This is a genomic window from Citrobacter sp. Cpo147 (assembly GCF_030332405.1).
In the GTDB taxonomy this organism is placed as follows: Bacteria; Pseudomonadota; Gammaproteobacteria; order Enterobacterales; family Enterobacteriaceae; genus Citrobacter; species Citrobacter portucalensis.
The window spans coordinates 167,458-185,547 of the sequence record NZ_JAOWHX010000039.1 but is presented as its reverse complement, the minus strand read 5'-3'; the positions used below and the strand labels follow the sequence as shown (position 1 = coordinate 185,547).

The 18,090-nt window shown below is 50.2% G+C and carries 8 protein-coding genes; 3 read left to right on the top strand and 5 right to left on the bottom strand.

Annotation, left to right across the window (positions count from 1 at the left end; translation table 11 throughout):
• Nucleotides 1-9: 9 nt before the first annotated feature.
• Together OGY06_RS19100 and OGY06_RS19095 are read left to right on the top strand one after the other, a co-directional pair.
• Complete coding sequence (locus tag OGY06_RS19100; protein ID WP_286605878.1) at nt 10-8,199, top strand: Ig-like domain-containing protein; 8,190 nt, start codon at nt 10-12, stop codon at nt 8,197-8,199.
• Nucleotides 8,200-8,261: 62 nt separating this feature from the next.
• Nucleotides 8,262-8,537: a hypothetical protein gene (locus OGY06_RS19095; RefSeq protein ID WP_003825832.1), complete on the top strand. Its 276-nt coding sequence runs from the start codon at nt 8,262-8,264 to the stop codon at nt 8,535-8,537.
• A 77-nt stretch (nt 8,538-8,614) separates the two neighbouring features.
• Here the strand turns inward: OGY06_RS19095 and lapD are convergent, their stop codons facing one another.
• From lapD to OGY06_RS19070, 5 genes are read right to left on the bottom strand one after another with little or no spacing between them, the layout of a single operon-like run.
• The gene (gene lapD, locus OGY06_RS19090) at nt 8,615-10,549 is read right to left on the bottom strand and encodes a cyclic di-GMP receptor LapD (protein ID WP_063940960.1); all 1,935 of its coding nucleotides are present in this window, start codon (nt 10,547-10,549) and stop codon (nt 8,615-8,617) included.
• Between the two features lie 9 nt (nt 10,550-10,558).
• The gene (lapG, locus tag OGY06_RS19085; protein WP_032934107.1) at nt 10,559-11,251 is read right to left on the bottom strand and encodes a cysteine protease LapG; all 693 of its coding nucleotides are present in this window, start codon (nt 11,249-11,251) and stop codon (nt 10,559-10,561) included.
• 2 nt (nt 11,252-11,253) lie between these two features.
• Entirely contained in the window at nt 11,254-12,147 is an 894-nt protein-coding gene (locus OGY06_RS19080) for a transporter substrate-binding domain-containing protein (protein WP_003825839.1), read from the bottom strand.
• On the bottom strand, nt 12,131-13,063 hold the full coding sequence (locus OGY06_RS19075; protein WP_063940961.1) for a transporter substrate-binding domain-containing protein: 933 nt from the start codon (nt 13,061-13,063) through the stop codon (nt 12,131-12,133). Before OGY06_RS19075 ends, OGY06_RS19080 begins: the two co-directional genes overlap by 17 nt.
• Complete coding sequence (locus OGY06_RS19070) at nt 13,056-15,248, bottom strand: putative bifunctional diguanylate cyclase/phosphodiesterase (protein WP_063940962.1); 2,193 nt, start codon at nt 15,246-15,248, stop codon at nt 13,056-13,058. The genes OGY06_RS19075 and OGY06_RS19070 overlap by 8 nt, the downstream gene beginning before the upstream one ends.
• A gap of 610 nt (nt 15,249-15,858) precedes the next feature.
• On the opposite strand from OGY06_RS19070, the gene OGY06_RS19065 reads away from it, so the two are divergent.
• Complete coding sequence (locus OGY06_RS19065) at nt 15,859-18,069, top strand: sensor domain-containing phosphodiesterase (protein WP_063940963.1); 2,211 nt, start codon at nt 15,859-15,861, stop codon at nt 18,067-18,069.
• The last annotated feature ends 21 nt before the right edge of the window (nt 18,070-18,090 follow it).

Below are 18,090 nucleotides of genomic sequence, written 5' to 3'. Positions count from 1 at the left end.
CCGGTGCTGGTGGAGATTAACGGCCACCAGTATCACGGCCAGGTGATTGATACCGGGAAAAATACCCTCGGTTATCGTATTGAGGTGGATTCGAGCGCGTTCTCTGACAATGTCGACCATGTGCTGAAAGACGCGACGGTCCATGTCAGCATCACCTCTCACGATGCGGCGGGCAACCTGGCGATTGCCACCAGCAGCCACGATGTACATCTCGATAACTTCGCAGAAAACAGCGTACATATTGATAAGGTCGCGACGGACGATGTGGTGAACGCCATTGAAAACCGGATGACCACGCTGATCGGCGGTGCCGTTGGTGGCGATGCGGCTGTCAACGACCCGGTGACCGTTCACGTGAAAGGGCAGGATTTTACCGGCAAAGTCGTCAACATTAACGGCGAGCTGCGCTACGAAGTGGCGGTGCCGGTCGGCACGCTGAAGGAAGGTAAAAATGATGTGCAGGTGACGCTGGTCAGCCACGATGCGGCGGGTAACGAAGTGACCGCGCTGGCGCACCGTACCGTGGTGCTGGATACCCATGCGCAAAACACCATTAATATTCACGATGTCACCGCCGATAACACCCTGAACTTTACTGAACTGTCCGCCGCCCGGCAGACCATTACCGGTATTGTGCGCGGGGAAGACGCGAAAGTGGGTGATCCGGTACTGGTGGAGATCAATGGCCATCAGTACAGCGGCAAGGTGATTGATATGGGTAAACATACCCTCGGTTACCGCATTGATGTTGACTCTTCGGCGTTCTCTGACAACGTCGGTCAGGTGCTGAAAGATGTGAAAGTACACGTCAGCGTCACCTCCCACGATGCGGTGGGCAATCTGGCGATTGCCACCGACACCCACAGCGTGCATGTCGATAACTTCGCGGAAAACACGGTACATATCGATACCGTGGCGAACGACAATGTGGTCAACGCCACTGAAAACCGCATGACCACGCTGATAAGCGGCGTGGCAGGCGGCGATGCCAAAGCGGGGGATACCGTTACCGTCAGCGTGCGGGGGCAGAATTTTACCGGAACGGTGGTCGATGATAACGGCGAACTGCGCTACGAAGTGGCGGTGCCGGTCGGCACGCTGAAGGAAGGTAAAAATGCGGTGGTGGTGACGCTGGTCAGCCACGATGCGGCGGGTAACGAAGTGACCGCGCTCGCGCACCGTACCGTGGTGCTGGATACCAAAGCGCATAACACCGTCAATATTCATGACGTCACCGCCGATAACACCCTGAACTTTACTGAGCTGTCGGCGGCGAAGCAGACGATTACCGGGAACGTTCGCGGGGAAGATGCAAAAGCGGGCGACCCGGTGCTGGTGGAGATTAACGGCCACCAGTATCACGGCCAGGTGATTGATACCGGGAAAAATACCCTCGGTTATCGTATCGAGGTGGATTCTAGCGCGTTCTCTGACAACGTCGGTCATGTGCTGAAAGAGGTGACGGTCCATGTCAGCGTCACCTCCCACGATGCGGCGGGCAACCTGGCGATAGCCACCAGCCGCCACGACGTACACATTGATAACTTCGCCACTAACCAGCTCAGCATCGACACGGTAGCGACGGACGATGTGGTGAACGCCATTGAAAACCGGATGACCACGCTGATCGGCGGTGCCGTTGGTGGCGATGCCGCTGTCAACGACCCGGTGACCGTTCGCGTGCAGGGGCAGGATTTTACCGGCAAAGTCGTCAACATTAACGGCGAGCTGCGCTACGAAGTGGCGGTGCCGGTCGGCACACTGCAGGAAGGTAAAAATGATGTGCAGGTGACGTTGGTCAGCCATGATGCGGTGGGGAATGAAGTCACCGCGCAATCGCATAGCACCGTTACGCTGGACACCCAGGCGCACAATACTATCCGCATACATGATGTCACTGCCGATAACACATTGAATTACCAGGAACTCCTTGCGGCTAAACAGACGGTCACGGGTTTTGTTGGCGGTGAGGATGCGAAGGTCAACGATCCGGTCTTACTGGAGATAAACGGCCATCAGTTCAGCGGTAAGGTGATTGATTTTGGTCGCGGTAAGCTGGGTTATAGCATTGATGTGGACTCTTCTGCATTTGCCGATAACAGCGGCCATGTGCTGACGAATGTGAAAATTACCGCGATGGTGACATCTCATGACGCCGCGGGTAACCTGGCGATCGCGACGGATTCCCATAAAGTTCATATCGATAACTACGCGGAAAACACCATCAAGATTGACGCAGTGGCGACGGACAATGTGGTTAACGCCAGTGAAAACCGGATGCCTACCATTATTAGCATCGTCGCCGGTGGCGATGCCAAAGTGGGCGATGCGGTAAAAATAAGCGTTCATGGGCAAGACTTTAACGGCACGGTGATCAACGATAACGGTCAGTTACGCTATGAAGTGGTTCTGCCGCATGGAACCTTGCATGAAGGAAAGAACGCGGTGGTCGCGACGCTAGTCAGCCATGACGCGCTGGGCAATGCAGTGACCAGTGAGTCGCACCGTATTATCACTCTTGATACTCATGCGCAAAACACCATCTCGCTAGATAACATTGCCACGGACAATGTCATCAATTTCCAGGAATTGTCCGCAGCAACACAGCGCATTACCGGCATCGTCGATGGTGAAGATGCGAAGGTCGGCGATCCCATTCAGCTGGAAGTTAATGGCCATCAGTACGGTAGCCAGGTCATTGACCTTGGTAACGGGCATCTGGGTTACCGCATTGATGTGGACTCATCGGCCTTTGCGAACAATGGCGTCCATGTGTTGACGGATATCGACGTGCACGTCACGGTCACCTCTCATGACGCGGCGGGGAACCTCGCCATCGCTACCGATAGCCATAAAGTTCATATTGATAACTTTGCCAAAAACGTGGTGACGACTGATGTGGTGGCATCGGATGATGTGGTGAACGCCATTGAAAACCGCATGCCGACGCTGATTAGCGGTATCGCGAAAGGCCTGGATGCCAAAGTGGGCGATGTGGTGACCGTCCACGTACAGGGACATAATCAGGACTTTAGCGGCACGGTAGTTAACGATCACGGCGTTCTGCGCTACGAAGTGTTTGTTCCAACAGGTGTGTTGCAGGAAGGCAGCAACGACGTAATGGTTAAGCTGGTCAGCCACGATGCTGCGGGCAATCAGGCGGTGGCGGTAGAGCATCGAACCGTTACGCTGGATACCCAGGCGCACAGCACTGTGACTATTGATCATGTGACTGACGATAACATACTCAACCACTTAGAGCTGGATACACCGATGCAGCTTATCAGCGGTAAGGTGGGGGGTGACGCGCAGGTTGGTGATGCGGTGATCGTAGAAATCAATCACCAGACGTTTAATGGCAAGGTGATTGATCTTGGGGGCGGTCAGTTAGGTTATCAGGTCCCGGTCAATTCAACGGCGTTTAGCGATAACAAAGGTAACCAGGATAAAAATGTGACGGTGAGCGTCACGGTTATCTCCCACGATGCGGTGCAAAATGAGGTTATTACTACCGCAACCCATGACGTACATATTGATAACCATGCCGGGGCCAGAATCACCGTCGATACGGTGGCGGGCGATGACAAGCTCAACGGCGCAGAAGCCGCGAAACACCTTACTGAGGTGATGGGGACGGTTGGGGGCGATGTGCATGTTGGGGATAAAGTTCAGGTTATCGTACATGGACATATCTACGATACAACCGTTCAGAAGCTCCCGGAACATAACAATGCGCTGGGATATAAGCTGGACGTTCTGAGCCGCGATCTGGTCAAAGACCCGCATATTGTGGCCCGCGTAGTCGGTGAAGATAATGCGCATAATTTCCAGAAAGCGGAGATAACGCACGATCTGGTAGTTGATTTACATGCGAAAGCCATGCTGACGATTGATCCCGTCACTGGCGACAATATGATTAATGGTAATGAATCAAAACAGCCATTCACGTATGTAACCGGGAACGTGGCTGGGGATGTCCATGTCAATGATGTCGTTTACCTCACCGTGAATGGTCACGTCCTGACGGGGAAAGTGAACGATGTAGGAAACGGGGTTCTCGGCTACAGCATTAAAGTCAGCACCGCAGACCTGATCTCCGATCCTCATTTAACCGCGACGGTGAGTACTACTGATAGCGCGGGCAACCCGGCTACGGCCAATGCAGAAACCACGGTGATTATCGATACCCGTGTGGATGCGCAGATCACCATTGATGCCGTGACGCCAGATAATACGCTGAACCTTGCTGAGCAAATGCATGGCTATACGATAGTGAGTGGTACGGTGAGCGGTGAAGTTCATCCGGGCGATCCATTCACCATGACCATCAACGGCCACAACTATGCCGGGGTGGTGGAGGATCGTGGCAATCATCAGATGGGTTTCCACGTACCCGTTGCTACGGCCGATCTGGTGGCCAACCCGCATATCGACGTCACCATGGATATCACGGACGATGCCCTGAACCAGGCACAAATTACAGCGCATCATACCGTTACGCTGGATGCTGAAGCGCTGGCCTCAATCACCATCGATCCGGTAACGGGCGACAATATATTGAATAAGATTGAATTGGGGCAAACGACGACAGTTGTTAGCGGCACGGTCGGTGGCGATGCAAAAATTAATGATGTGGTGCACCTGAATATTGGTGGCCATATGGTTGATGCCACCGTGGTGGACCTGCCAAATCTGGGAACGTTGGGTTACTCCATTAAGGTGGATACGCATTGGCTGCAAAACGATCCGCATATTACCGCAACCATCACCACTACCGATGCGGCGGGTAATAACGCGACGGCAAATGCGCATAGTACCGTGGTCATTGACGACAAGATTGATGCGATTGTACATATTGATCCGATTTTCACCGGTAGCGGTGGTGGGGTGATTAACCACGACGCAGCCCTTAATCCGCAAACGAGGGTTACGGGTACGGTGGGGGGAGATGTCAAAATAGGTGATACCGTTGAACTGACCATCAATCACCAGATCTACTATGCTCAGGTGGAAGATCACGGCGGTCAGCGTACTTTCAGCACTAAGGTATCGACTCTGGATCTGCTTATGGATCCGAACATCCATGCCGAAGTGATGGCAAAAGATGACGCCGGAAATGTTGCATACGGGTTCGATAACATGCCTGTGGTGGTTGATACTGTTGCTGATGCCGGGATTACGATTGATTCTGCTGTTTCCGAGGGCAACCAAGCCCTGGATCCCGGAAGCCGCCCCGAATTCGTCACGGTAACGGGACATGTTGATCCAGATGCACTGGTTGGCGATGTGGTTACGGTCGATGTCGGCGGTAGCCAGCTGCAAACTAATGTGATCACTCTGCCGGATGGAAAGCTGGGCTATACGTTTAATGTTGTTTCAGGGGCCTGGCATGATGACGGTAATATCACGGTATCCATCACCACGCATGATAATCATGGCAATACGGCAACTGCGGTAGAACATAAGTTTATTGACCTTCCGTGGTTAGGCAATATCGCTATTCCAGCCAACACTCCTTATGGTATGCATACCACGCCGACAACACCGGGCACCGGAACCACACAACCTCACCAACCGACCGTGCATCTCACCGTTGATCAAGTGGCGGGCGATGACGTTCTCAACCACGATGAAGCGCAAAAAGGAACGACGGCAATTCGTGGTCTGGTCACCGGCGACGTTCAGGCCGGGGACGATGTCATTGTCACCATAAATCATGTGCAGTACACCGGGCACGTCATGACTATCCCAACGATGCCGGGACAACTGGCATACGAAGTGGATGTGCCGACGAGTGAACTGCAGGCGCATCCAACGTTTGATGTCTCCATCAAGGTGGGAACAGCGACAGATTCGGTGCAGAAAACCATCACTGTCGATACGGAAAACCCGCTGCAGATAACGATGGATAAGGTTGCTGGTGATGATGTTATCAATGCTGCCGAGGCGCAAAGCGGTAAAACCACCATCAGTGGTACTGTCAGCGGTGAAGGGATCCATGACGGCAGCGTGGTGAGCCTGCAGGTTAATGGCAATACGCTTACTGCGGTAGTGCATGATGATAAACACGGCCACTTGGCCTGGTCGACGAAGGTCAGTATCAATGATCTGCACAATGATCCACATGTTGTCGCGACGGTATTGGCGACGGATGATCATGGTAACCTGGGGAGTGCCTCTGCTAACAGCAATGTCGTGGTCGATCTGAGCGCGAAGGCGAGCGTTACGATTGATAAAATTGCCGATGACAATGTGCTGAACGCGCACGAATCGCAGCTGCATAAGATGACCGTAGCGGGCTCGGTCTCAGGAGATGTGCACCCGGGTGATAAGGTGACTCTGACGGTTAACGGAAACCCTTATGCGGCGACTGTCGATAATAATCATCGCTACTCCGTTGATATCTACACCAAAGACCTGTTGGCCGATCACACCATTGTTGCCACCGTTATAGGATATGACGATCACGGTAACGTGCAGCCAGCCAGCTTCACGCAGGACTATTCGATTGATAAAACGGCAAGCGGCAGTGTGACCATCAACACCGTCGGCGGCGACGATATTATCAATGCTGATGAGGTAAAAGATGGAACCGTTGAGGTCAGCGGTCAGGTCGATGGGGATGTGCATCTCGGTGATAAAGTCGCCATTCTCGTCGATGGCGTCACAGTACATACGCGAGTCATTGAGCTGCCGCATATGAACGGGCAGCTGGGCTACAAAGCGATGGTGAGTACGGTTGGGCTGCAAAATGACCCTACTATCCATGTGAATGTGGAAGGTCAGGATTCGGCGTTGAACCCAATGCATGCCGTGAGCGACAAAACGGTCACTATCGACACGCATGTCGATGCCAGCATCGTGCTGAATAAGGTATCAGTCGATGATGTGCTGAATAATGCTGAAACTCAGCATGCGAAAACCACCATCAGCGGCTATGTGACCGGGGACGTGGATGTTGGCGATCAGGTGACCATCACCGTTAATGGTAAAGATCTGGTTGCTGATGTGAAAAATAGCGGCGGTCAGAAGGTATTTAGCGTAGATGCCAGTACGACTGACCTGATTCACGATCAAAAGATCCTTGCTCACGTTATCGCCCATGACGACGCCGGTAACCGCGATAAGGTCGATATCGATAAGACTATTACCATCGACAGAACCGCTGTGGGAACGATGGGTATTGATAATGTCACCCAGGATAACGTCCTGAATCATCAGGAACTCCAGGGCGCGACGGTGAGGGTAACCGGGCCTCTTGGTGGTGATGTGGATGTGTGGGATTCGATCAAATTAAAAATTGGCGGTCAGGAATTTAGCGGTTCGGTAGATACGCTGAGCAATGGCGATCGGGTTTATCACGTTGATGTGGACAGTCATATCATGGAAGTGAACACCACATTTTCGGTTGAGGTTAAAGGTCATGATACGCCGGGCAACCCATATTCACAGACAACGTCCCACAGCTATTCGGTTGATCAACAGGCAAACGCCACGCTTATCGTCGATAAGGTTACCGGGGATAATCATATTTCGCGTGCGGAGTCACACGATACCTTCACGCATATTACCGGCAGCGTGAGCGGTGATGTGAATGATGGCGATCATATTAAAGCGCTGGTAAATGGTCATCAGTACGATGCCATTCTTCATCAGGGCAATAATGGGCTGACCTATGACATTGAGGCCGATACCTCCGTATTCCGGGCAGGCCATAACCGCGTGAACGTATTGGTCGAGGCGCATGATAACCACGGTAATATTACGCCTTATAGCCAAACGTTGAACGTGACGATGGACGATCCCACGCCAGTGAAAGGGCATACGGTGGATAAAGGGAATCATGCTGCGATGCAACATGCGCTGCACAATCTGTTCGATGACAACGCATTATCTCTGTCTTACGCACCAGCAGCGACCGGACACGGTCAGGCGACAGCGGTTCTCAGCGCTGACGATAAGGCGAAGGGCGTGCTTGAAAAAGTCGATCTCAGCGATCTGGCGCGTGAACTGCATGAAGGCGTGGATATTGCGAAGTACATTCAAAGCGGCGGCGATCATCACCTGATCGCCAGTCCGGCAAAAGTGGCGCATGGAATAGATACCGCGCTGTCGACTCCGACAAGCGGCGATCTGCATTCTCCGACCTACTCGTTGGATCACCTGATAGCTAAACCCGATCAAAACCACACTCACTAACGATTGCCTGCTGCCCTGTGTAAACAGGGCAGCAGCATCATGCAAAATGAAAAGGCACTGATATGAATTCTGATTCATCTGCTGCAAACGTGCAGGCAGAAGGCGTGGCAAAAAGTCCTGAAAATGACAACCAGCAGGCTTTAGCGATGCTGCAAAAAAGCGACCTGGAGATGGTTCGCGTGCTCGACGATTTGATTTACCTGTTGATCCGTAAAGGCGTGATTGCCATTACCGATCTTCCGCCGATGGCGCAGGTTAAATTAATGAATCGCGCGAACGCGCGCCAGGAACTTGGCGGGTTAGAACAACTGCTTGGCAACGATGATCGTATATTTTAGCTGATGCAGGTAGTTTGTAGGCCGGATAAGCGTAGCGCCATCCGGCTATACAAAGGCGTATCAAGACGCCAGTTTTATCACAATGGCGCGGGCTCACCTAATAATTGCCCCATTGCTCCATCAATCCCTAATTCTTGCAGCACCATAAGCTCACCTTCCGTTTCAACACGTTCGGCAATGAGCGGCAAATCAATACTGCGCGTGGCACTGCACAATACTTCAATAAACAAACGCTTATCATTTTCCTCATCAATTTTGCGGATATAGCTGCTATCGATTTTCAGATAGGCAAGACCCCATTGCGACAGATGACCGATCATATCGAAACGGCTACCGAAGTGTTGCAGTCCCAGCGCGCAGCGATGCTGACCTACGGCTTTAACAAATGCCGCCATCTGATGGGGGCCTGGTAACTGATTTTCATCCAGTTCCAGAATCAGTTTGCTGGCTAATTTCGGTGAGTACCGTAACGGATTGAGCAGGTCTGCAATGGCGGTCGCGCTGGCGACAGAACTGCCAGAAATACTCAACGCTAGTTTTCCAGGCGCGGTTTTCAACTGGTTCAATGTGAGCTTCAACATGACTTTATCGAGTCGATGACTCCAGCCAAAGCGGTGGATCCAGGGCAAGAACCGCCCCGCGGTAATGGTGTTACCCTGCTCATCAATAATGCGCGACAGCACCTTGTAATGCAGGATTTTATCCGGCTGGCGGCAATCGACCACCGGCTGATAAACCAGCTGGAACTGTTGATTTGCCAGCGCATGCTCCAGACGAACAAACCACAAATGCTGATCTTCTGTAGCCGCAGGTATTTCAGTGGTGGGAACGACCTGATGGTTGGTGTGTGTTTCCGCTTCAACCAGCAGGCGATCGGCCTGGATCAGCAATGACTGAGCATTTTCTCCGGCGCTGAATGGCACCATGCTGGTATAGGCAACCGGCTGTTGGTCTGACATTCCGGTGGCGTAAAAGGCCGTGAGTTTTTGGCACAGCGAATTGCATAAATCCAACATCTCACCATGTGTGACGCCAGGGCAGAGTAGGGCGAACTCACCGCCACGAATGCGGGCGAGCGTGCTGTCGAGAGGGGCATACTTTTCTCTGTGCGCGTTCAGCAGGTTGGCGATGTTGAGCAACAGCTTATCAGTATGCGGTCCGCCAAAGCGCTGATTCAGGCCACCTAAATCCTGAACGCGAACCAGCATCAGATATCCTGGTGCCGTATCGGTATCACTCAGTCGCGCCTGGAGCTGCATATCGAATGCCCGGCGGTTGGCAACCCCGGTCTGGCTGTCGAGATAAGCTTCATTGTGCAGGCGTTCGCTGTAGATAGCTTGTTCTTCAAATAACGATTTAAGCTTAGCTGCCATTAAATTCATGGCGCCTACAACGCGGCGTAATTCCGGCGTTTTGGGTAACTCGTGGAGTGTCAGAAACTCGCGACGGGTAATAGCTTCGGATTGTTTTGCCATGTAATTGAGCGGGCGCAGCAGTTTGCGTAGCAGCAAACTGCCGGCGATTAAGCAGGCGAGGCTACAGGACAGCATCCACAGCAGATTACCTAAGGTATTGTCCCACAGACGCTGCACAGCAAAGATAGGATCGCTGGTCACTTCCACGCGAGCAGCCTGCTGCCAACCGCGCATAATCGTTGCTTCACCAGTTTGCGGGGTGACATCCACCAGATCGACGAACCAAGCGGGGACGTTGGGAATTGTCGCTACCGCGCTACGCTCAAGCATTATTTTGCCGTTTGCCAGATCGACGATGCGGATTTTTTTGTAGTAACCGCTATCGAAAATGGAGCTGACCATCAGCTCGATCATTGCCGGGTCGTTGACGTTGGGCGTTAGCGAAACGCCTAGCGCCGTTGCGGCATCCTGGGCATGTGAAAGAAGCTGGTTATTGGACTGATTGCGAGAACTCTCCAGCGTCACAATAAAATTGCCGCTGAACACAACCATCATAAAGAGAGAGATTGCCAGAAGTAACTGTTTAAAAAGAGACACGGGCGATTCCTATTTATCCATCGGGAAGCCTTCTTCCCGCATTTTTGTGAAAACTTGCTGCCAGCGAGAAAGCCTCTTGCTGTCCCCAACGCGTTTATTGTTTTGATTGCCGGGAAGCCAAAGGCCGGTGTTGTTAAAGGAGTAGACAGGTAATAAATCCATGCGCTGCGTCGCAGGAGAAATAGTGCTGGTCAGACTGTCGAGAACCAAAGGAATCGCCTCAGGGGTGGCGTACCAGGTCAGCACCATGTGCGCGCGGTTTAAACGCAGGGCTTTAACATAGGTGATGCGAAGTTTGTCTTCGGATACGCCCAACTGGCGGAGGGTGAAATATTTGGCGATCGCGTAGTCTTCACAATCTGCCTCACCTTTGCGCAGCGACTCGATAGGGGTTGCCCAGTAATCGACGTTATGCCAGACATCAATGTCTTCGGTATAGCGGATCTTCTCATTAAAAAATTGATTTACAGCGCGTAATTGCGTTTGCTCGTCAGCATTACGCAACTGGAGCAGAAGCTGTTGCCAGGCGCGGATTCGTTGCTGCGCTTCTGGTGTAGCCGGGCCATAAAGCGCATCGGACTTTTGTTGAATATTGGCAAAATCCCAGGCCGCGCGTAGCGAATGGACTGACAGCAATAGCAGCAGCGCCCCGGGGATTTTCCACAGGCGCAGCAGGCGATGGCGTAAGCAGCGGCGGATAATGTTCAATGGCTATGCTGACAACTGCCCGGAGACGGGTTTTTCAGCTTTTCGCAGGACCAGGGGGACAACCACTTTTTACGTAATTGCACGTTGGCCGGCGAAGCAAAAAAATCTTTCAGCGTACTGTTAACAAACGTCACAAACTGCGGATCGTTTTTCCTCATCATAATGGCATAGTGCATATCATTGCCGATGCTCTCAGAAGAGACGCTGAACAGTTCAGGTTGCTCGCTATGATTAATTAGCGGCCAGGCCAGAATATCATCAACAAAGAAAGCAGCAGATTCATTATGCGCCATCTTCTCAAATGCGCCCTTTATGGTGGTGCTGGTAATCGTTGAAATATTAAGGTGTTGCTCTCTGTTTGCTTTATTAAATTCCAGCAAATCTTTTGAGCTTCCGGTCAGACTCACCGTGCGACCTTTAAGATCGGCAATTGACTGTATATTATTTTTACGTAAAGAGATGATGCGCATCTTTGCGGTGTAATAGTTTTCAGAAAACGACACGCTGGAGGTCCGCTCCGGCGCATTGGTATTTACGCCACAGTCCATATCTATTTTACGCGAGTTTAATGCGGAGAAACGTTCGGAAAAATTCACGGGAATATAATGAATAGTTAAATTGTTGAGCTTCAGATACTGGCGCAACTTATCGGCAATCATGTTGCATACCGCGATGGTATAACCCGTGACTTTGCCATTGTGGTCAGTAAAAGAAAATGGCGGCAGCTGGCGATAACCCACGTTGAGCACGCTGCTGCTCTGAATATGATCGAGCGTCGCAGCGTTCTGTTGCGCCATCAGTGCGGGGGAGATGACGAGGCCTGCCAGTAAAAACAGCCATTGCGCCGTACGCTTCACCCTTGTCATCTCACGATTAATTATATTTTTCATAATCAAAACTGATCTTCTTTTTAGCAGACGTTAATGCTTTCAGGTTATCTGACATGGGAATGTTTAAATTAATGGCTTTCGGCGGAATCGGTGACTGAAACCATTTTTTGTACAGCGCAGTAAATTCGTTGCTGATCATCAGCGAAGAGAGCGTGTCATCAACAAATTCTTTAAATTCTTTATCGTGTAACGGTAGTAACAAGCCCGCCGGTAGCGGGGTGCTGAGCGCAATATCGGAAAGTTCATAGTCATCAGGATTAGGCGTTTGCGCGATCATCCCTTTGAGTAAAACCGTACTGGAGATCAGTGCAGAATACTCACCATTCTTCAGTTCATTGAAGGCGGTAATGTTGTTGGTATCGAGTTGAATATTAATATCCAGGTCATTGGCGGCATTCACTTTTTGCAGTTGCTCAACGTAAATCGTGCCGCTTTTTACCAGTACGCTATGTCCGGAAAGCTCTGCCAGATTGTCGTTGCTTTCATTTTTACGCATGACGAAGCGGGTGCTTGAAAAATAAAACGGCAGCGAGAACTCGCTAATGCTGTGGCGACTTTTTGAATAAAAGGCCGGGATACACATGATGTCAGCCATGTGATTTTTAATCAGGACAAACTGCGATGCCGAGTTAGCTTTTACCCACTCGACCTTCAGCTTTTTAAGCTGAAGTTTTGTCTTGAGTGCGCTGACGATATTGTTGCAAATATCAATGGAATAGCCTGCAGGTACGTTGCCATTCTGCCAGGAGAAAGGAAACGCATCATCCTGATAACCAAGGGTAATACTTTTCTTGCTGGCGATCTGCTCTAGCGTGTGTATCGGCAGGGGAGAGCCTGCTAAGCATGGCGTTGCTAACGCTATTAACAGGGCAAAAACCGTCAACATGCGCTTTACCGGGTGAAAGAAGTCAGACATTGCACAGTCCTTCTTCAATGACCTCTTTGGCAAATGCGGAAAGCACTTCACGCTCGCGCAGCGGATAGCTAAAGAAATATCCCTGCACATTCTGGCACTCAATGTCGCGCAGAATGTCACGCTGCTGCGCGGTTTCTACTCCTTCAGCGGTGACCGACATATTGTACTTATGGGCAAACTGAATCAGCATCACAATCAAATACTGACTGGCATTATCTTGCTGAAGCTTGTCGACCAGCGTGCGCGCAATCTTGATGCGGGTAAAAGGATAGATCAGCAGATAATCCAGTGCCGCGTAGCCGGTGCCTAAATCATCCATCGCGATTTCAATGCCCAGAGAGCGGATCTCTTGCAGCACGGGTAAGGCAATCGACTTATCCAGCTTTTCGGATTCGGTAATTTCTATTTCAAGGCGCTGGGCTGAAAGTTGACTAATGCGTAACGCATCTTTGATAACGTCAACCAGCCCCGGACTGTGCAGCTGGTAGGCCGAGATATTGACGGCTACCCTGATACGTTCCGGCCATTTGGCAGCGGCTTCACAGGACTGACGAATAATCCATTCGCCCAAACGGACAATCAGACCGGAGTTCTCGGCGATGTTGATAAAATAATCAGGGTAAATCAGACCCTTGGTGGGATGATTCCAGCGTATCAGCGATTCGTAGCCATACACGCTTTCATCTTCCAGATTGATGATTGGCTGGTAATGAAGCTCGAATTCCTTGTTATCAATACCATCGATGATTTCCTGATTAATAAACAGGCTGTGGGTATGCTTCATCACCATGCCGTCTTCGAAGAAATGGAAGCAACCACGACCATGATGTTTTGAGGCGTACATGGCAAGGTCGGCATTGATCATCAACGTCGAGGTATTATTGCCCTGATACGGCGCGGTGGTGATACCGATACTGCAGCTGATGGAAAAAGTATGCGTGCTCCAGGTAAACGGGGTGCTCAGCGCACGAATAATTCGCTTCGCCAGCCGATTCGCTTCTTTGATTGCGTTATCGCTGACATGTTGCAGAATGGCGAATTCATCACCGCCCAGACGCGCTGCGATATCGTTAGGTCCCAGCAAGAGCTGCAGGCGCTGGGCAACGCTGATTAACAGCTCATCTCCCGCTTTATGACCAAAGGTGTCGTTTACTGGTTTGAAGTTGTCGAGGTCAATCAACAGCAGGTTAAATGGTTTTTCGTCCTGATGGATTTCACTGACGCGTTTATCTAACGCCTGGCCAAACGAAACGCGGTTGGGCAATCCGGTCAGTGAATCATGATGGGCCATATGCTCCATCTTTTGCGACATTTCATGCATTCGTTGCAGATAGCCGCGTTCTTTCATGGCGACGCGCAATTTTTCAATCGCCCCGGCCAGATGTCCAATCTCATCGTCCTGATCAAGATAGGGTGTTATACAGTCCGTCTCTTCATGGGCGATGCGGGTAAGGGAGTTAATCAGCAGAGGAACCGGACGGAATAAACGGCGCATAAACATCGTGACCAGTGCCAGCGTTACCAGCAAAATCAGGACAAAAATGATACTGCTTTTTTTCAGCATCGCATCGTAGGTGGCGTAGAGATCGCTTTTTTTTCCAATGCTGCTAATCAGGCTACCGAGGATCTCACCTGAAGGCGTCAGAATAGGAACGGCGCTGATAAAGCACTCTTCGCCATTAATTTGGGCGAAGCCAACATAGTAGTTACCTAGCACATCGCGCGGCAGACGACCGGGGAAAGAAATGATCCCATCACCCTCTTCTGACTTGTTGTTGATGCCAACAAACCCTTTCTCCGGCGTATACAGAAACAACCAGGTGGGGCTATGGGTCTGTACTGATGCCAGTGCCAGAACGTCAACCGGGTTATAACCGGTTTGCATAATAGAGTCGGTGTCACCAATCTGTCTGTCGGAGACAATGCGGGATATCTGCCCTGCATCGCTGGTTTCGACCGAAACGGTGGTATACACGTTGCGGATGATGTAGGTCATAATCTGTGCATTCGCCTCAGCCCGTTGCACCCACTGCTGATAAGAAAAGTTATCTATCAGGCTCCAGTTGGTAAACGCGCCAGCACTAAACGCAATAACGATACCCGCCAGCAAGAATTGCGTTATTTTGCCAGTGATTGAATGTTGCCACCCTTTTATTGCTTTAAGGGAAAACAGAGACTTTGCCACGGATTATGTTAATTCCTGAAAAGATTATTCGGTGCTAAAATTAATTTCTGTTATTACTTGATGGAATATTATTGTTGCTAATAAGTAGATGAAAGATGTGAAACGTAATGACGTAACAAATAACTAACATTGAACCATGGCGAGTAATGACAAAAATAACGGTATGCGAATATAGATAACGCTGCTCTTTTCGTCAATAGGAAAAAGTGTACATAAAAATACATTTTCTGAATGCCCCTTTCAGGATATTAATGTTGACATTCATGGTGCTTGAGAAGATTTTTTATACGTACTGGTTGGAGGTGTTGGTAAACTGACAAAGGTTTTTTTGTTTTTTACGAAACATCAATGAATTAGCGGTTTTTTGGATAGGCGTTTTAGTGATTTTATCCCCACAGGATGTCCATTTTTGTCTATAAATGGGTATTTATTTCCTGATTTGATATGAATAATATGCTCTCTTCATTATAGAACCTTATTTTATTTTCTCAGTGCGCGGTCAATGTTGACAATTTTGCTATGGTTCATCGGCTGACCCAAAAGGATTTGTTTGTGACATTCGAGTCTGGATTAAAGTCCTATTGGTATAGTGCATAGCGGATAAATTGATTTGGACGCAATAATAAATTCAAACACGATAAAAAACATTCGGGAATGGTGCCTGCCACTTGTCTTACCTGGCCTTTTTTACCCGCTGGCACAATATCTTAACGGTTACAGCGTTCTCAATAATACTATTTTAACAGTTTACGATCTCAAGCTAGCCGTATTTTCTGCCGCATTGGTCTTGTTTGGTTTTCGGGTGTTGCCGGGATTTCTTCTGTTCCTGACGGTCATGTTTGTGGTCGGTCCGCAAAATGAACGGGTAGATGCGTTGTGCCTGATCATCGCGTCGACCTTAAGTTATGCAGCGTACCGCAAATTCACCGGCAGACGCAGCTGCGTTAGCTTTGGTCGCATCAAAATTAGCTTTAATCGCCTGGTTTGGCTTTGTGGCTACAACGTCCTGCTGTATCTGGTGTTCAGCAAACTCTTTGCAATGTTTGTCGCCCACGGACAACGCCCCGATGTGGATAACATTCCGGCGTTGAGTCTGGGCATGCTGGTACGTATTCAGGGGATCATCAACGGTTGCCTGACGGGGATCCCTTTATTTTACAAGATTTACCGCATCATTCGTCGACCGTCTTTCTTGTTGACCTTTCTGCGGGCCATTGCCGAACAGTGTAAAGGCAATATCGGCGTCTACGGCGTTGCGTCCTGGTGCATCTTGCTGTTTTTTCTGATGTTTTTCTTAACATCACCGGATAATTTGGATGTTTTTTTCTCTATCTATAGCCTGATCCTGTTATTCCCGTTGATGTTATGGGGAGCAATCAAGATTGGCCACTTGTTCACAATGCTGGTGTGGACGATCGTATTAATCATCTTAGGCAAACATAACGACAGCTATATCGCCAGCGATGTTAACTTCATGCTGCATCAGGCGCTGGTTTCGACGTTGATCTTTGTCTTTTCACTCACCATTGTGATCATGGGGGTACTGGCAAAATTTACCCGTCAGCGCTTTAACCAGGCGCTGCTGCTGGGGCTGACTGACCCGATGACAGGCATGGCAAATTTACGGGCGCTGAAGACGGAGCTATTTACCACTGAACGCGCAACCGTATGTCTGATACAGATCCCTGAGCTGGAGCTTTTTTCGCGTCGCTATGGTTTTCATTTCCGCGCCCGCTACCAGAAGATCCTTGCTGAGCATTTGCGCAGACATCTGGTGAAAAGCGAGAAAGTCTATTACCACGCGGGTTATGATCTGCTCATCCGGCTGGAAAATGGCACCTGGGAGCGGCTATGCGATCTGTATCAGGCCGCCAACAGTTTTCGTCTCTTTTACAACAACCATCGATTGGGTTTTCGCAGTGGTTTGGGCTATTGCCTGATTAACGATCTGAGTGATGACATTTATCAGCTGGTGGGGAAACTGGGCATGGTGGCGGGTTTATCACTCACCAACGGCAGGCCGGAAAACCTTGAGGCGCAGCATAGCCGGATCCTTGGCAACCACATTGTTGATAAAACAGAAATTCGCACTGCGCTGCAAAATGCGCTGGATAACAATGCGTTTGTCCTGATGGCACAGCCAATAGTTAGTACCCACGGTGAAGCGCCGTATCATGAAATATTGATCCGTATGCTTAATGAACGGGGTGAATTTATTCCACCGAACAGTTTCCTGCCGGTTGCTCATGATGCGGGGCTGGCACCGGATATCGATCTCTGGGTTATCGAAAATACCCTCAAATTTATGCGTAACCACCCGCAGCATTGTTTTTCTATTAACCTGGCACCGGTGACGGTATGTCGTTCAAATATTGTCATGAAGATCACCCAACTCCTGCACGACTACGCGGTGGAGCCACAGCGGATTATTTTTGAAATAACGGAAGCAGATACGTTATCAGACAAAGAACAAACCGTGGAAACGCTACGTTTAATACGTCAGCTGGGATGTCGGGTGGCAATTGATGACTTTGGCACCGGGTTTGCGAGTCATGCGCGCTTGATGAACATCGAAGCAGATATCCTGAAAATAGATGGCTCGTTTATTCGACGGATCACCGAAAGTGAAATTAGTTACTACATCGTTGAGTCATTTTGCCGCGTTGCTGAAATGAAAAAAATGCAGGTGGTCGCTGAATTTGTCGAGAACGCCACTATTCAGGCCTGTCTGGAAAAAATGAATGTGGGCTGGTTACAGGGATATCACATTGGCAAACCTACGCCGCTGTTCACGCTCGAATCACAGGGCGCTAGCTCCTGATGACCAAAAAAAGAGTAATTT

What these genes read in the sequence shown, in the direction of transcription:
- OGY06_RS19080 (WP_003825839.1), bottom strand. Translation starts at nt 12,147, where the DNA reads ATGAAAAATATAATTAATCGTGAGATGACAAGGGTGAAGCGTACGGCG.
- OGY06_RS19095 (WP_003825832.1), top strand. Translation starts at nt 8,262, where the DNA reads ATGAATTCTGATTCATCTGCTGCAAACGTGCAGGCAGAAGGCGTGGCA.
- OGY06_RS19075 (WP_063940961.1), bottom strand. Translation starts at nt 13,063, where the DNA reads ATGTCTGACTTCTTTCACCCGGTAAAGCGCATGTTGACGGTTTTTGCC.